This is a genomic window from Gleimia hominis (assembly GCF_032085515.1).
In the GTDB taxonomy this organism is placed as follows: Bacteria; Actinomycetota; Actinomycetes; order Actinomycetales; family Actinomycetaceae; genus Gleimia; species Gleimia hominis.
This window is the reverse complement of sequence record NZ_JASXSX010000001.1, coordinates 717,997-733,143: the sequence shown is the minus strand read 5'-3', so window position 1 is coordinate 733,143 and position 15,147 is coordinate 717,997. Positions and strand designations below refer to the sequence as shown.

At 56.0% G+C, this 15,147-nt stretch carries 10 protein-coding genes; 2 read left to right on the top strand and 8 right to left on the bottom strand.

The genetic code is table 11. The features are described 5' to 3' along the window. Positions 1-205 precede the first annotated feature (205 nt). From ppdK to QS713_RS02975, 6 genes are all read right to left on the bottom strand, one after another. A complete protein-coding gene (gene ppdK, locus QS713_RS03000; RefSeq protein WP_313272329.1) occupies positions 206-2,899 on the bottom strand; it encodes a pyruvate, phosphate dikinase in 2,694 nt (897 codons plus the stop codon). A 232-nt stretch (positions 2,900-3,131) separates the two neighbouring features. Then, entirely contained in the window at positions 3,132-5,663 is a 2,532-nt protein-coding gene (locus tag QS713_RS02995) for an ATP-dependent Clp protease ATP-binding subunit (protein WP_313272327.1), read from the bottom strand. A 450-nt stretch (positions 5,664-6,113) separates the two neighbouring features. Then, on the bottom strand, positions 6,114-6,548 hold the full coding sequence (gene dtd, locus QS713_RS02990; protein ID WP_313272325.1) for a D-aminoacyl-tRNA deacylase: 435 nt from the start codon (positions 6,546-6,548) through the stop codon (positions 6,114-6,116). Between the two features lie 106 nt (positions 6,549-6,654). Continuing rightward, positions 6,655-7,836 carry a CAF17-like 4Fe-4S cluster assembly/insertion protein YgfZ gene (gene ygfZ, locus QS713_RS02985; RefSeq protein WP_313272324.1) on the bottom strand — a complete coding sequence of 394 codons (1,182 nt, stop codon included), beginning with the start codon at positions 7,834-7,836 and terminating at the stop codon, positions 6,655-6,657. Beyond that, on the bottom strand, positions 7,829-8,434 hold the full coding sequence (locus QS713_RS02980; protein WP_313272322.1) for a heme-binding beta-barrel domain-containing protein: 606 nt from the start codon (positions 8,432-8,434) through the stop codon (positions 7,829-7,831). The genes ygfZ and QS713_RS02980 overlap by 8 nt, the downstream gene beginning before the upstream one ends. Before the next feature lie 147 nt (positions 8,435-8,581). Beyond that, the gene (locus tag QS713_RS02975; protein ID WP_313272321.1) at positions 8,582-9,370 is read right to left on the bottom strand and encodes a hypothetical protein; all 789 of its coding nucleotides are present in this window, start codon (positions 9,368-9,370) and stop codon (positions 8,582-8,584) included. 926 nt (positions 9,371-10,296) lie between these two features. Between QS713_RS02975 and QS713_RS02970 the strand changes: the two genes are divergently transcribed. Both QS713_RS02970 and QS713_RS02965 read left to right on the top strand, forming a co-directional pair. Beyond that, positions 10,297-11,532 (top strand): DUF4032 domain-containing protein, encoded by a 1,236-nt coding sequence (locus QS713_RS02970; RefSeq protein ID WP_313272319.1) that lies wholly within the window; start codon positions 10,297-10,299, stop codon positions 11,530-11,532. A 429-nt stretch (positions 11,533-11,961) separates the two neighbouring features. After that, entirely contained in the window at positions 11,962-12,741 is a 780-nt protein-coding gene (locus tag QS713_RS02965) for a glycerophosphodiester phosphodiesterase family protein (RefSeq protein ID WP_313272317.1), read from the top strand. 174 nt (positions 12,742-12,915) lie between these two features. On the opposite strand, the gene QS713_RS02960 is transcribed toward QS713_RS02965, so the two are convergent. Both QS713_RS02960 and QS713_RS02955 read right to left on the bottom strand, forming a co-directional pair. Continuing rightward, a complete protein-coding gene (locus QS713_RS02960; RefSeq protein WP_313272315.1) occupies positions 12,916-14,097 on the bottom strand; it encodes a hypothetical protein in 1,182 nt (393 codons plus the stop codon). A 137-nt stretch (positions 14,098-14,234) separates the two neighbouring features. After that, positions 14,235-14,981 (bottom strand): DUF6318 family protein, encoded by a 747-nt coding sequence (locus QS713_RS02955; RefSeq protein WP_313272313.1) that lies wholly within the window; start codon positions 14,979-14,981, stop codon positions 14,235-14,237. Positions 14,982-15,147: the final 166 nt, after the last annotated feature.

Genomic DNA, 15,147 nt, shown 5'->3' with positions numbered 1-15,147 from the left:
CGCGACAGCCCTGCAGCACGGACTCAAATTGCAGGCTGTGCAACAAACCAGCGCTAGATCAGGCACTTACGCAGCACTAGTAACGTGCAATCAGGCACTCACGTAGCACCATTAACGTGCAGTCAGGCCCTAACGCAGCACCATTAACGTGCAGTCAGGCACTTACACGGAACAAGCCGAGTACAGCCAAGCACCGAGTCAGCACCTAGTCCAGCACTGCGCTGCGACCAGCCTCAAGGCGGGCAACAGGCACCCGGAAAGGTGAGCAAGAAACATAATCCAACCCAACCTGGTGGAAGAACCGGATGGAATCTGGGTCCCCACCGTGCTCACCACACACGCCGAGTTTAATATCGGGTTTCGTCGACCGGGCGCGCTCAACCCCTTCTTGGACGAGGCGGCCCACACCGTGCTGGTCAATGGTTTCAAACGGAGACACCCCGAAAATCTGTTCCTCAATGTACTTCGGGATGAACACGCCCTCAACGTCGTCGCGGGAGAAACCCCAAACTGTCTGCGTCAAGTCGTTAGTGCCGAACGAGAAGAAGTCCGCTTCCTCCGCGAGCGTTTCAGCTGTAATCGCGGCGCGCGGCAGCTCGATCATCGCGCCAATCTGCACGTCCAGGTCGTAACCATTCGTCTTCTCAGCCACGATCTGCTCTGCTTCACTGCGAATATGCGCCAGCTCCGACACAGACCCAACCAGTGGCACCATGATCTCCGGATGCGGATCCGCACCTTCCTTCTTCAACTCCACAGCCGCATCGACGAGCGCGCGGATCTGCAGCGTGAACAAGCCCGGCAAGTAAATCCCTAAGCGCACACCGCGCAGACCGAGCATGGGGTTCGACTCGTGCATCCGCCGCACGGCCTCAAGCATACGCTCGTCTTTCTCATCCGCTTTCCCATCCGTGGCTTTAGCGACAGCGACTTTCACTTCCAGATCCGTCAGATCCGGCAAGAACTCATGCAGCGGCGGGTCAATTAGACGCACCGTCATGGGCTTGCCATCCATCTCTTTCAAGATCTTCTTGAAATCGTCTTTCTGCAGTGCCTCAAGCGCATCAAACGCTTCCTGCCGGTCGCTAGTACCTTCCTCAGACAGAATTACCCGTTCAATCAGAGCCCGTCGAGACCCTAGGAACATGTGTTCAGTCCGGCACAGTCCAATCCCCTGGGCGCCAAACCCGAGGGCACGCGCTGCATCCTCAGGCGTGTCCGCGTTCGCGCGCACATCCAAACGACGGACCTTATCAGCGTGAGTCAACAGGCGATCCACGGAATGCACAAGTTCAATCATGTCCTTGTCGCCCTTAGCTGCGGCCAATCCCTCTTCTAAACCACGCGTCAAGTACGTGGTCACCACGGAATCAACGACCGGTACGTCACCGACGAACACTTCACCGGTGGTGCCGTCGATAGCGATCGTGTCCCCCGCTTTCAAGACCTTGTCGCCCACTTTGATGGTGTGCGTATTGACGTCCACCGTCAGCGCTTCAGCACCCGTCACACAGGTCTTCCCCATGCCGCGCGCCACCACTGCCGCGTGCGAGGTTTTCCCACCGCGTGACGTCAACACACCTTCAGCAGCGACCATGCCCGGCAGGTCCTCTGGGTTAGTTTCCCGGCGCACCAGGATGCACGGGCGGCCCGCAGCTGCGGCCTCCTCAGCCTCCTCATTATTAAAAACAATCTCCCCCACTGCAGCACCTGGGGAAGCGGCCATCGCACGAGTCAGCAGAACTTTCTCCGCTTCGTCGTCGAACTGTGGGAACATCAGCTGAGTCAACTGTGCACCCGACACGCGTCCCAACGCCTCATCCTGCGTGATCAAACGCTCATCGTTAAGCTGGGTCGCGATGCGGAACGCAGCCGCCGCAGTCCGCTTCCCCACGCGGGTTTGTAGCATCCACAGTTTGCCCCGCTCAATCGTGAACTCAATGTCGCACATGTCCTTGTAATGCGTCTCCAACCGACGCATAATCCCAAGCAGTTCCTTGTACGACTTCTCATCATGCTCACCCAAAGTCGCCAGTGCCTCCGTGTTCCGGATCCCCGCAACCACGTCCTCACCCTGCGCGTTCATCAAATAGTCACCGTACACACCTGAGTGCCCGGTGGAGGGGTCGCGAGTGAAGCACACGCCCGTACCGGACGTCTCCCCCATATTGCCAAACACCATTGTCTGCACGTTCACAGCTGTACCCAGAGTGTGTGGAATCCGTTCCCGGCGCCGGTAAATCTTCGCCCGCTCCGTATTCCACGAGCGGAACACAGCTTCAATCCCCTGATCCATCTGCTCACGAGGATCCTGCGGGAACTCCCGCCCCGTTTCTTCTTTAACGATCTTCTTGAACGTCGAAACGAGTTCCTTCAAATCATCTGCCGTCAGCTCATAGTCGAAACGCACTCCGCGTTCTTCCTTAATTGCAGACAGTGCTTCCTCGAACCCGTCTCCCTCAATATCCATAACGGTCTTACCGAACATCTGAATTAGACGCCGGTACGAATCCCACGCAAACCGCTCGTCATCAGCTACTTTAGCCAGCCCCAAAACGGACTCGTCATTCAAACCAATGTTCAGGACCGTCTCCATCATGCCGGGCATCGAGAACTTCGCACCCGACCGCACCGAAACAAGCAGCGGATCTTCACTATCCCCTAGCCGCCGGCCAATGAGGTCCTCCATCCCCCGCAAGTGCTTCGTGACCTCTACGGATAGCTTCTCTGGAACCGACCCTTTCTCCAGGTACGCCCGGCACGCATCCGTTGTGATCGTGAACCCGGGAGGTACTGGAAGGTCCAGTTTCGTCATTTCCGCCAAGTTCGCGCCCTTGCCACCCAGCAAGTCACGCATGTCCTTGTCGCCTTCAGAGAAGTCATAAACGTACTTGACCATTTACGGTCCTTTCATGTGCTTCGTTGTCACATCGTTTTTTACGCGACGTTTGTTCTTTTGCGACATCAAGACTACCAAACTAGTGCGACTTAAGTCACCTTAGCAGCTGGGTGTCTAGGCCGTAGTGCCCAAGCACGCGAATGCCGGTAGCTACCCGACAGGTAACTACCGGCACCTCAACATAGCAACACCAGCGGCGAGCAGTCAGCCCACTTTTGGTGCGCTGCTGATTCTATTTCTCAGACTCCGCGTCATCAGATCCCGCGGTCAGAGCTTTCTCACCATCATCTGCGTGCGGACGCGGAGTGAATGTGAAAACCTCTTCCCCCTTCTCACCTTCCGTGTCGACAACCACGGTGTCACCCTCATGAATCTCGCCAAACAAGATCCGTTCAGACAACGCGTCCTCCACCTCACGCTGAATCGCGCGCCGCAGCGGACGGGCCCCAAGGACCGGGTCAAACCCCTTATCTGCAAGCAGCAGCCGGGCAGCAGGCGTGACCTCCAGCCCCATGTTCTGCTCCTTCATCCGGCCTTCCAACTGGACAATCATGAGATCCACGATCTTCACAATCTGTTCCTTCGTCAGCGGCGGGAACACAATCGTCTCATCCACACGGTTTAAGAACTCCGGCCGGAAATGCTGCTTCAGCTCCTCATTAACCTTCGCTTTCATCCGGTCGTAATCATTCACCAACGACCCCTCAGCCTGGAAACCAGTCAGCACACCCTTGTTAATATCGCGGGTACCTAGGTTCGTGGTCATGATAATGATCGTGTTCTTAAAGTCCACGACCCGGCCCTGCGAATCCGTGAGCCGGCCTTCCTCCAGGATCTGCAGCAACGAGTTGAAAATGTCCGCATGCGCCTTCTCAACCTCATCGAACAAAACCACGGAGAACGGGCGGCGACGAACCTTCTCAGTCAGCTGACCACCCTCGTCATACCCCACGTACCCCGGAGGCGCACCAAACAGGCGCGAAGCCGTGTGCTTCTCAGAGTACTCACTCATATCCAGCTGGATCAGCGCGTCCTCATCACCGAACAAGAACTCCGCCAACGCCTTCGCCAACTCCGTCTTCCCAACACCCGTGGGACCAGCGAAAATGAACGAACCACCGGGCCGGCGCGGATCCTTCAAACCAGAACCCGTACGGCGAATCGACTGCGCAATCGCCCGAACCGCCTCATCCTGCCCCACGATCCGCTTATGCAGCTCGTCTTCCATCCGCAGCAGTTTCTTCGACTCACCCTCCGTGAGCTTAACCACCGGAATCCCAGTCGACATGGCCAGAACCTCAGCGATCTCAGGTTCCCCAATTTCACCTATCGTATCCATGTCCCCAGACCGCCAAGAAGCGTCCTTTTCTTCGCGCTGCGCAATCAGCTGCTTCTCCTCATCACGCAGTGACGCGGCCCGTTCGAAATCCTGGTCGTCAATCGCTGATTCTTTGCCCCGACGCACGTCCGCGATCTTCTCATCAAGCTCCCGCAGTTCCGGCGGAGCCGTCATCCGCAAGATACGCATCCGCGCACCCGCCTCATCCACCAGGTCAATCGCCTTATCCGGCAAGAACCGGTCTGACACGTATCGGTCCGCCATCTGCGCGGCCGCCGCTAAGGCCTCATCCGTAATAATGATCCGGTGATGTGCTTCGTACCGATCGCGCAGCCCCTTGAGGATCTGAATCGTCTCATCAACCGACGGTTCATCCACCTTAACCGGCTGGAACCGCCGCTCCAAAGCCGCGTCCTTCTCAATATACTTCCGGTACTCATCCAGCGTGGTCGCACCAATGGTTTGCAGTTCACCCCGCGCCAGCATCGGCTTCAAAATCTGCGCCGCATCAATCGCACCTTCAGCCGCACCGGCACCGACGAGCGTGTGGATCTCGTCAATGAACAAAATGATGTCCCCGCGGCTCTTAATCTCTTTCAAAATTTTCTTGAGGCGCTCCTCAAAATCACCGCGGTAACGCGAACCCGCCACCAGGGAGCCCATGTCCAGACTGTAAATCTGCTTATCGTGGATCGTTTCTGGAACTTCGCCGTGGACAATCGCTTGCGCTAACCCTTCTACAACCGCGGTTTTACCAACCCCGGGTTCACCAATCAGCACAGGATTGTTTTTAGTGCGCCGAGACAGGATCTGCATGACCCGTTCCATCTCGTTCTTGCGGCCAATTACCGGGTCTAGTTCACCTTCCCGCGCCGCATTCGTGAGGGACCGGCCGAACTGTTCCAAAACCGCGGAGTTAGCCTGCTGCTGACCACCGCGCGTGGGCGCGCCAACCCCCACGCTTTCGCGCCCGTCCGCACCTGAACGCTGGTACCCCTGCAGAAGTTGAATAACTGTTTGCCGCACCTGAGACAGGTCCGCCCCCAGTTCCGTCAGCACTTTCGCAGCCACGCCCTCGCCTTCACGGATCAGACCCAGCAGAATATGTTCGGTACCGATGTAGTTGTGCCCCAGCTGCAGCGCTTCGCGCAACGACAACTCCAGCACCTTCTTTGCCCGGGGCGTGAAAGGAATGTGCCCGGTGCTTGTCTGCTGTCCCTCACCAATTATTTCAATAACAGCGTTCCGGGTGGCTTCGCGTTCGATGTTCATCATTTCGAGCGCTTTAGCCGCAACTCCCTCACCCTCCTGGATTAACCCCAGTAAAAGGTGTTCAGTACCAATGTAATTGTGGTTCAAGTTGCGCGCCTCGTTCTGTGCAAGCACCACAACGCGACGGGCACGATCGGTAAACCGTTCGAACATGAATCCTCCTGCCTATACAACTGGTACAAGACTATTTAACTGCGCCCACAAAGTCCCGCCTGTTCACCAAGGGCGAGAAAGAAAACTCCCCAGGTACCCGCGTGGTTCACGAACCCGCCAAGCGGGGGTTTCTGCTCAGGTACCCTCGTGGTTTTCGAACCCGCCAAGTGGGAGTTTCTGCCCAGGTACCCGCGTGGTTTACGGACCAGGCAAACGAGGGTTTCCGCTCAGGTACCCTCGTGGAACGTAAGCTAGGTACCCTCACCGCGAGCACCTCAAGATACTTATCCTCGAGGCTGAACCGCTATATAAGCAAAAATGTCGATTTACACAAAATTCGCCGCGCAAGCGCAACGAGCTACGCAAGCGCAACTAACTCGGCAGTCACAACTCGTCACGTAACCAGGACCAAGTGCGCGACCACAAAACTCGCCGCGCAAGCGCAACGAGCTACGCTTCGGATTCCACCATTATGGTAAACGGGCCATCGTTAACTAGTCGCACCTGCATGTCGGCACCGAACTGGCCCGTCTCCACATGCACTCCATGTTCTTCGCGCAGGGACTTCGCAACCGCATCAACAAGCGGTTCCGCAACCTCACCGGGAGCCGCTTTACTCCACGTAGGACGCCGACCTTTCCGCGCATCGCCATACAAGGTGAACTGCGAAATGAGCAGCACGGGTGCATCCACATCGGTCACGGACTTTTCCTCATGCAGTAAACGCAAAGACGCGATCTTACGGGCAATCACCTTCACCTGGTCCGGCCCATCCGCATGCGTAACCCCCAGGAGCACCCACAGACCTTCGCCCTCAATCGCGCCGATCACTTCCCCGTCGACACTCACCTGTGCACCATTTACCCGCTGAATTAACGCCCGCATTACCCCTCTTTCCTTAGCTCAATTACTTCCACACGATTTCGTTGAGCCAGCTTCCTTACCCCGGTAGACCGTTAGGCTCACTTTGTTTTGCGATTGACCGTTAGGCTCACTTTGTTTTGCGTCCGCGCCGCAGTTGCCGCCCCAGTCCGCCCCGCAAATTTGCGCCAGGCCGTTCTTCGGGAGATACAGACGATTTCCCCTGAGGGTCAACGACTATTTCTTGCGCAGCAGCTACCGGACCATCCTCAGTCATTACATCCACTTGCACCGCCGGGTCCAAACCGCGACGCACCAGCGCGAGCGCCATGGGGCCATAATCCGCATGCCGAACCGGAGTCGTAACCACTCCCACTCGCCGCTCCCCAACCTTGACTTCATCACCGTGTTGGGCCTGCCACGAACGCGAACCATCTAACTGCAACAGCACCAGACGTCGCGGGGGCCGCCCTAAGTTCAGAATCCGCGCCACCGTTTCTTGACCGCAATAGCAGCCTTTATCAATATGCACTGCAGTACGGAGCCAATCCAGCTCGTGCGGAACCGCTTTCGCATCCACTTCCGTAGCCCACCGGGGCCGCAAATCCTCCACCCGAAGTGCCTCCCATGCGACCATTCCCGCTTGAGGGTACTTGGAGCTCACTGCCTGCGCTTTCGCCTTCGGAATCAGATCTAACACGCGCCGACGTGAATCCGCTGGGTGGTTGAATCCCTCAGGCGTATAGGTAGCACCCCCAGGCTGCACGTCAGGCCAAGGATCCACCCACGTGAAAGCCGATCCCTCCAACACATCAAACGCAGTTCCCTTAGGTACCACGCGACCGAAGACCTCAACATCGTCTGAAATATCCGCAACTTCAACGCGCAACATGAACTTCATGCTATTAAGAAATTCAACCAGAGAATCCACGCGTTCACGTTCCAAAATCAGGAGGGTACCTTCACCGTCGTCACCCACAGCCGCAGCAAAATCTATGTGCCCGCGCACATCCAAAAGCAGCAGCTCACGCGACTGCCCGGGCTGCATTCCAGTAATTATCTGAGACGAAAGCGTCGTGAGCCAAGACTGCCGATCCGCCCCAGATACCCTCACGACACCCAGATGGCTCAGGGGGGTAACGGCCTCCCCCTTCTCTAATGCCCACTGCTCGCCCGACATGTCCCCAAAATGCAGGGGGGTACCTTCGGTATTTACCGAGGTACCCTCGGTACTCGCGGGGGTACTTGGATTACCGGCGGGGGTACTTTGGTTTATCTGCGGAGTGGTACCTTCAGCTTGCTGCTCACTCATCCGAAGTACCCTCACTTGCATCCGAAGTACCCTCACTCGGTGCAAGACCGTTCTCACCACCAGGTTTCGGATCTTCAACCCTGGTGACGCGGCCGGAAGTCACCATTTGCTCCGCGCCCTTCAGGGTTTCTGTGAAGAACACATCCGATTCCACTAATCCGTAGAGCCGTTCACCCTGCTTGATTTCCGGTGCCCCACTGGCTCTCACGAGCGTGTCAACGAGTAGTCGCATCCGCGGCCCATCAACCTTGCCGGCCCACAGGGCACAGAGCCCGTCACTGCGGGTTGAGGATATTTGCAGCACGCCTTTGTCTGGGTCCACAACAGACCAGTACGCAGATTCTTCCCACAGCAGTTTTACAGGCTTCAGCGCAGCAGCCCCATCTACCGCGTTCGTTTCTGCGCTCAGTTCGCCCACCTGTTCAACAGCTATTAGCTGCGTATTTGTGCGCACTTGTTCACCCAGGATTTGCGCGTCGAATCGGATCAAGACGGGATCTCCAGCACCTTCACCGGAGGTACCCCATCCACGCCACGACCCGAGCAGCCACGTTAGTTTCGCTAGCTTTGGAGGTAAGTTCTCAGGAATAACAATCATGCTTTTACTCTAAGGCACCCTCTGTTAGAAAACCCGTTGATCTAATCACACGCTCTGAGCAAGCGGGTACCTCAAGCGCATTTAACGCAAAACAAGCGTACTGCCCCGCAAGGTACCCCCAAGTCCGTGTGCTGCAAAACCGCGCGGTCACATCCCCCCAATGCGCAGTAGTACGTAAACGGGCATGCCGGACGCAACAAATTTCAACGCCCCACGAGCCAGCGCACCCGTTTCGTTGCAGCGCCGGCCATGTTCACCGAAAACAATATCTATTGCCGCAACAACGAGTCCGATACCTATTCCCAGAAGCATGGTGAGCGTCAGGGTGGTTAATGCGCTCAATATTCCACTGGAAATGGAGGGCATCATCATCTGGACAACGCGGGAATGTAGGGACATCGCAACGGTTACACCACCGAGAATCAGGCCGCTCACAGCACCGCACACGACACTGCCGATGAGGTTCGACCGAACCGAGGTACCCCATTGGTTACCCACCACGCACGTAACGAGGATTAGTGCGGCACTGGTTAGCACCGGCTGCCAGTCAGGTGAGCTAGCAGCCGACAGCCACACGGTTCCCACCGCCGTGAAAATACCGCCGCAGACGCTGGCGGCCAAAGAATCGGTTAAGTGTTCCCGAGGTGGTTTGCGCACCATTTGCCCTACCGCGGAAACAGCAATGGCGAACACCGCGGCAACGGCACCCCACGCGAAGGTACCGCTTAAACGCGTTACCACCAAAGCGCAAACACCTACTAAAGCAACACTTACCCCAATGGTTTTCCGCCCAGGTACCCCCACCAATTCTGCCCACCCGTACGACAAGATTGAAAACGCGACAAGCAGCACAAATGTAACCACGTCCTGCTTCCCCGTACCCGCATACAGCACCACCATCAGCACGCTTAGCAAGATTGCACACGAGGCGGACACATGCCGTGCAGATAAGCGCAGTACCGTATCAAACCGGCTTTTCTTTCCACCGCTTCCGCTGGCACTGCCGCGGCCACGTCGCGTTTTCGTTCGGTTATTCCACTTTGAGGCCCGACTGTTTGGGGTTGCTGCACGACTGCTTGGGGTTGCGGTGCGGCTGCTTGGGGTTGCGGTGCGGCCCCTTGGGGTTGCCCCTCGCTTTCTTGAAGTTGAAGTGCGACTGCTTGGGGCTGCGGCACGGCCCCTTGGGGTTGGCCCTCGCCTTCTTGAAGTTGAAGGGCTTCGGCCGGCCGATCTGCTATTAGCACCGGAGCGTGGCATACCCGGCCGTGGGGGTTTGCGGGGAAACTGGTTGTCGCGCGTGTCGGTCATGACTGCATCGTGCCACATTCTCCACACCGTTTTCCAGGATGCAAACGCGCGGTTTGGCAGGTTTGGCCGCGTTGGACAGTTTGGCGGGTTTGGCTGCGTTGACAGGCCAGACGGCTTTGGACGGTTAGGCAGGTTTGGCACGTCAACCTGTTTACTTTGGGATTTCCTGAGGCGTGCCGGGCACTCCAGCTTGGAAATGCCGCGTGTTCACAAAAGGGACTCCGACCACTCGCACTGAGGGCATGCCGGCGCGATTTTAAACGTCATATGCAGTAGACTAACCACAAGGTGTCGGGCCAATAAAGCCCCGGGCTCCAACATCTGCCGCTACGAGCGGCCTTCGCGCCGACAGGCGCTTTTTGGTCCGACACCGGTTAAATCTTTTCCAGCTTTTTGCAGCATAGTTTCGCGTGTCCGCCGCCCACCCTCAGGAAAATAATTGGAAGGCCGGACCTCAGGTAAAATAATCGCAAGATTAAGCCAGCACATACTCAAGACGAGGTTGGTGCCGCGCGTTCGCTATGCGGGAAGCACTTTTTTGCAACAATGGAAGCATGCCACAAGGAATGCAGATTACGGCGGCGAACCTGGACCCCGCGTTGTTGGACCTCCCCTGGGATGTTGCGTTGGAGGATTGGCCGGAGGATCTTCTGGCAGCACTGCCACGTGGTATTTCCCGGCACACCGTTCGGTTCGTGAACCTCTCTGGCCGCGTGATTGCCGTGAAAGAAATTGGTGAAAGCGTTGCGTACCATGAGTACGGGCTGCTTCGTGACCTGGTTCGGCTTGGCGCGCCGTCCGTGACCCCCACGGCTGTGATCACGGGTCGGCGTAGTCGGGATGGGGAGGAGCTGACTCCCGCACTGGTTACTGAGCACCTGCAGTTCTCCCTGCCGTATCGCGCGGTTTTCTCACAAATTATGAGGCCTGAAACAGCTACGCGCCTCATTGACTCACTGGCTGCACTACTGGTGCGCCTGCACTTGCTGGGCTTCTACTGGGGGGATGTGTCGCTGTCGAACACATTATTTCGGCGAGATGCCGATTCGTTCACGGGGTACCTGGTGGACGCGGAGACCGGTGAGTTGCATGAAAAACTCACCTCCGGACAACGCAATTACGACGTGGACCTTGCGCGAACCAACATCATTGGCGAGCTCATGGATCTGCAGGGTGGCGAGATCCTCGACGAAGATGTGGACGTGATCAAGGTAGGTAACCGGATCGAAGAACGCTACCACAAGCTTTGGAGTGAACTTACGGAAGAGGAAAGTTTCCAAGGGAACGAACGGTGGCGGGTGTCGCAGCGGATTAAACGGTTGAACGAACTGGGCTTCGACGTCGGTGAGCTGAACATTACAACCGACGTGGATGGTACCCGCATTGTGATTCAACCGAAGGTGGTGGATGCGGGGCATCATCACCGTCAGATAATGCGACTAACCGGGTTGGACGTGGGTGAACGCCAGGCCCGGCGGATGCTCAACGACCTTCACACCTACCGGGCATTGCAGGGCAGGAATAATGAGCCGTTGGAGTTAGTAGCACACGCGTGGTTAAATGACGTTTTCGAACCAACTGTCCGCGCTGTCCCCAACGAGTTGAAGGGCAAGCGTGAACCCGCCCAGATTTTCCATGAGGTTCTAGACCACCGGTGGTACCTAGCGCAACAACAACAACGCGACGTACCCCTACCTGAGGCAACGAAGTCTTATATCAAGAACGTGCTTCCCAGCCGTGTGGATGAGGAACTATACCTAGATCCCGGTGTGCAGGACACACTGTACTGACCGCAAAGCGGGAACACGACGATGCGGACTGGGGACTGCAGACCGTGGCACGACGATGCAGACCAGGACACGACGGAGCTGTCTACAGACCAGGACACGACGGAGCTGTCTACAGACCAGGACACGACGGAGCTGTCTACAGACCAGGACACGACGATGCAGACTGGGACACGACGATGCGGGATGCGGAGCGGATTTGGTAGCACACAGGAGGAACGGAAATGGGGAACGGTAGGGAGGTAGAGCGAGGGTACGTTGAGGCGGCTGAAGCCAACGATGCTGCGAGAGGGTGGTAAAAAACGAGGGTACTTTGAAACGGATCGGCAGGCGGCACTGCGAGAGGCTGGTGGCCGCAAGAGAATGTTGGTGCAGAACAGTTAGTTACTGGTTTTGGCGCACTGTTGGTGTGCACGGGATGAGGGGGTACTTATGGATTTTCCGAAGGTCATTGCGCATCGTGGGGTGAGCAGTCTTGCTCCTGAAAACACGATTGCCGCGTTTAGTAAATGTATTGAGGTGGGGGTACCTACGTTCGAGTTCGATGTGGACATCATGGGTGACGGTACCCTCATTGTTATTCACGACGACAAGTTCGATCGGACGACGAATGGTAAAGGCGGGTTTTACAATAAGGGTTTCTCTGACCTGCGCAAACTAGATGCGGGCGGGTGGTTTTCACGCCAGTATCGTTTTGAACCTGTTCCGGAGTTAGCTTCTGTTATTTCACTGATGAATTCCGCGCAGTTGGATGCGAATTTGGAGATTAAACCTTGCCGTGGGGGTACGCGGTTGCGGGATGCGTTGGTTGAGGGGATCAGCGTGTCGTTGCGTGAACTTGATGCGGATCGGCAGCTTCTGATTTCTAGTTTTGATTTGGAGTTGCTTCAGGGGGTGCGTTCGATTATGCCGCAGGCGCGTTTAGCGTGCCTTTATGATCCGTCGGAGGATTTCTTGGTTTCCCCTGGCGAAGAGCGTGTGGATGCGTGGATTCGGCATGCGAAAGTTTTGGGTGCGGAGGCGATTCATCCGAGTTTTGAGTCTTTACGCGAGCATGAGGTTGAGCGTATGCGTGATGCTGGGTTTGACGTGAATGTTTGGACCGTGAATGAGGTTTCGCGTGCGGTGGAACTTGCGCAGTGGGGTGCGAATGCGGTTATCACGGATAGACCCCAGGATTTTCCTGAGGAAGTGCGCCAGCAGCGGTTGTAGCTTGCCGATAGGAGTGGATTCCAGTTCGCACTATGGGTAGGTGGCTCGTGGCCGTGAGGCGTGTCCGTGTTGCCTGAGGCTCTGGGTGGCTGGGACGTGTATTGTCAGCGTGCCGGCAAGGCACCTGGGGCTTACCCTCTTGGTTGAAGCCCCAGGTGCACCCGGTTTTTTGCGCTAGTGTTGTTTTCGGTTGTCACGTAGTGACACGTATTTGGCTAGTGATAGTTCGGCAACTGAGTCGATTAGTAGCACTATTCCGATTCCGAGTCCGAGTTTTGTTAGCCAGTTGCGTTCGGTTTTGTTCTTCCTTGCGAAGTTGGCGATTGCGAGGGATCCGGTGACTGCTTCCGCGGCGGATGCGCCGTAAACCATCCACGGTTTTTCTGTGACTACGTCGTTGTATCCGTCCCAGAATGAGCGGGCTCGTGATTCGGGTTCGTTGAGCATCCGGTCAACACTTCGACCGATGGCGTTCGCGATTCCGCGTGGGTCATTGAAGTCCGCGCCAGGCAGGTCACGTAGTGGGGCGTATCCTTGCAGCACCAGAGCAACCTCGGGGGGAAGACCTAGTGCAGTTACGACGGAGCGGCATAGGTCGTTGCCTTTTTTACCGACGGTTGCGAGCAGAGCTTCAACATCGGCGGAGGGAATTGCTTGCCCGATTTCGATTAGATCCGTTTTAGCTCCGACGAGATCTTGTGCTTGTTGTTCAACCGCGTCATCCTTGTGCGCGCCCGCCACGGTGCGGGTGCGCATGGACCAGTTGAACATGGGCATGGTTTCGTCTTCGTCAGTTTCTTCGCGTTGGAGACGTATTTTCAGCTCACCGTCGGAGTAAACGATGACTACTGCTGGTTCACCTCCGAGCAGTAGGTTGCGAGGGTTGTCTGATTCGTAGATGATTACGCGTTGGTCTTCTGACAGTTCCATGGTTGCGATGTCCACATCGTGCAGAGCTGCTAGTAGCGGCACGGACGAGGCGGGAGTTTGGGTGAACTCGATGGCGGTGAAGTGTTCGTCTTCAGTTTCTTCACCGTGAGTTACTTTTGCATCTTCTTCCATGGCGTCAGCTTGCACGTCACCGATCATCACGTCTGCTTTGAATGTTTGCGCTAGTTTTAGTGCGAAGTCCTCTATCGCGATGTGGGGGGCGATTTGGTTCTCTGCGTTTACGGTAGCTAGGCGTCCGTTTTCAGCAGCTAGTGTTAGGCCCAGCAGGTTTGGGGTGGCGTCGAACCAGTCAATGGTAGCTACAGCTTTTGTTTTGGCGATGTAGTCTGACACTGCTTGTGGGTCCAGTTGTGGAGCCACAATGATTCCTTCAACTCGTTCCCATGCTTGTTTACTCGTTGACATTTGGGCCTCCTTGAAACACTCTGCCCTATGTTTCTTCTTTTTGTGACTGTACTACCTCAACAATATCGTTTTCACGGTCCTAAAGGTAGGTAGATAGTACGGCTGTGCAAATATCCTTTGCATTTTGAAACTTAAGGTTACTGCGTCCGCGTGAGTGTTAGGTACCTGCCGTCCGCAAGAACCCAGCGGTTATCTTTCCACTCGAGGTAGGCGGAAGCGATTAGCGAGTCGTGTACCTTTATCTCAATATTCGGCCCGTTCCTCATATCGTAACTAGCATATCTCACGTCTTTTACGGTGTGGAGCACGAGGATCTCGCCGGGCATACCAGTTTCAGGTTTCTCAACCCGGCTGACCTCGTTTTTCCTGGTATCCACGCGGAACATCCACGCACCATGTTTTTTCTTGTCGAGGATCAGATTGATGATTCCGCGGCATTGCCGTGCGGTTTCCCGATCGCATAATTCCTCTAGCGGCTTCGTGTCAAGAGTGCTGAATGAATAACCGATTAGCTCAGTGTAGTATTTCGCTACTGCCAACGCGCCTTCACGCGAATGCGTGCGCCCCTCTGTCGGGTATTTGGGTTTGCCGTACGGGTATCGTTCTTCTACCGGTGGAGGTTCGACCAGTTCGTCATAACTGCCTGGAGCACCGTTGGGCGCACCTGATCCACTCTGGTTTGGGTCGGTTCCATCTGCTTGTTGGGCAAATGAGTTCTCTTCTGTGGTTTTTGCAAAGTCTTTAAGGTGTCCCTTGTTTTCCTCTTGAGGAGATTCCACAGCAGTGTTTTTGTCGCTGCTGCAGGCGGCTAGCGTCATCGAACATGCTAAAAGAGGGACAACGGTTAGAGCCTGCCGGCGACTTTGTTTTGTTTGATTGCGCATTTTCAACTCCTCAAGCTAAGAAAGTGTTTGTCAGATGTAGTGGTGTGTGGTCGTGACTATTTACTCGTGAGTATTTACGTGAGCATTTACGTGAGTATTTACTCGTGAATATTTAGCGGAATAAGCTTTTATTAGATGCGGACAGTCGTTGGTGGAAGGTCGGACT

Excerpts from the sequence above, each read along its gene's own strand:
- ppdK (WP_313272329.1), bottom strand. The coding sequence starts at position 2,899 with ATGGTCAAGTACGTTTATGACTTCTCTGAAGGCGACAAGGACATGCGT.
- QS713_RS02995 (WP_313272327.1), bottom strand. The coding sequence starts at position 5,663 with ATGTTCGAACGGTTTACCGATCGTGCCCGTCGCGTTGTGGTGCTTGCA.
- dtd (WP_313272325.1), bottom strand. The coding sequence starts at position 6,548 with ATGCGGGCGTTAATTCAGCGGGTAAATGGTGCACAGGTGAGTGTCGAC.
- ygfZ (WP_313272324.1), bottom strand. The coding sequence starts at position 7,836 with ATGAGTGAGCAGCAAGCTGAAGGTACCACTCCGCAGATAAACCAAAGT.
- QS713_RS02980 (WP_313272322.1), bottom strand. The coding sequence starts at position 8,434 with ATGATTGTTATTCCTGAGAACTTACCTCCAAAGCTAGCGAAACTAACG.
- QS713_RS02970 (WP_313272319.1), top strand. The coding sequence starts at position 10,297 with ATGCCACAAGGAATGCAGATTACGGCGGCGAACCTGGACCCCGCGTTG.
- QS713_RS02965 (WP_313272317.1), top strand. The coding sequence starts at position 11,962 with ATGGATTTTCCGAAGGTCATTGCGCATCGTGGGGTGAGCAGTCTTGCT.
- QS713_RS02960 (WP_313272315.1), bottom strand. The coding sequence starts at position 14,097 with ATGTCAACGAGTAAACAAGCATGGGAACGAGTTGAAGGAATCATTGTG.
- QS713_RS02955 (WP_313272313.1), bottom strand. The coding sequence starts at position 14,981 with ATGCGCAATCAAACAAAACAAAGTCGCCGGCAGGCTCTAACCGTTGTC.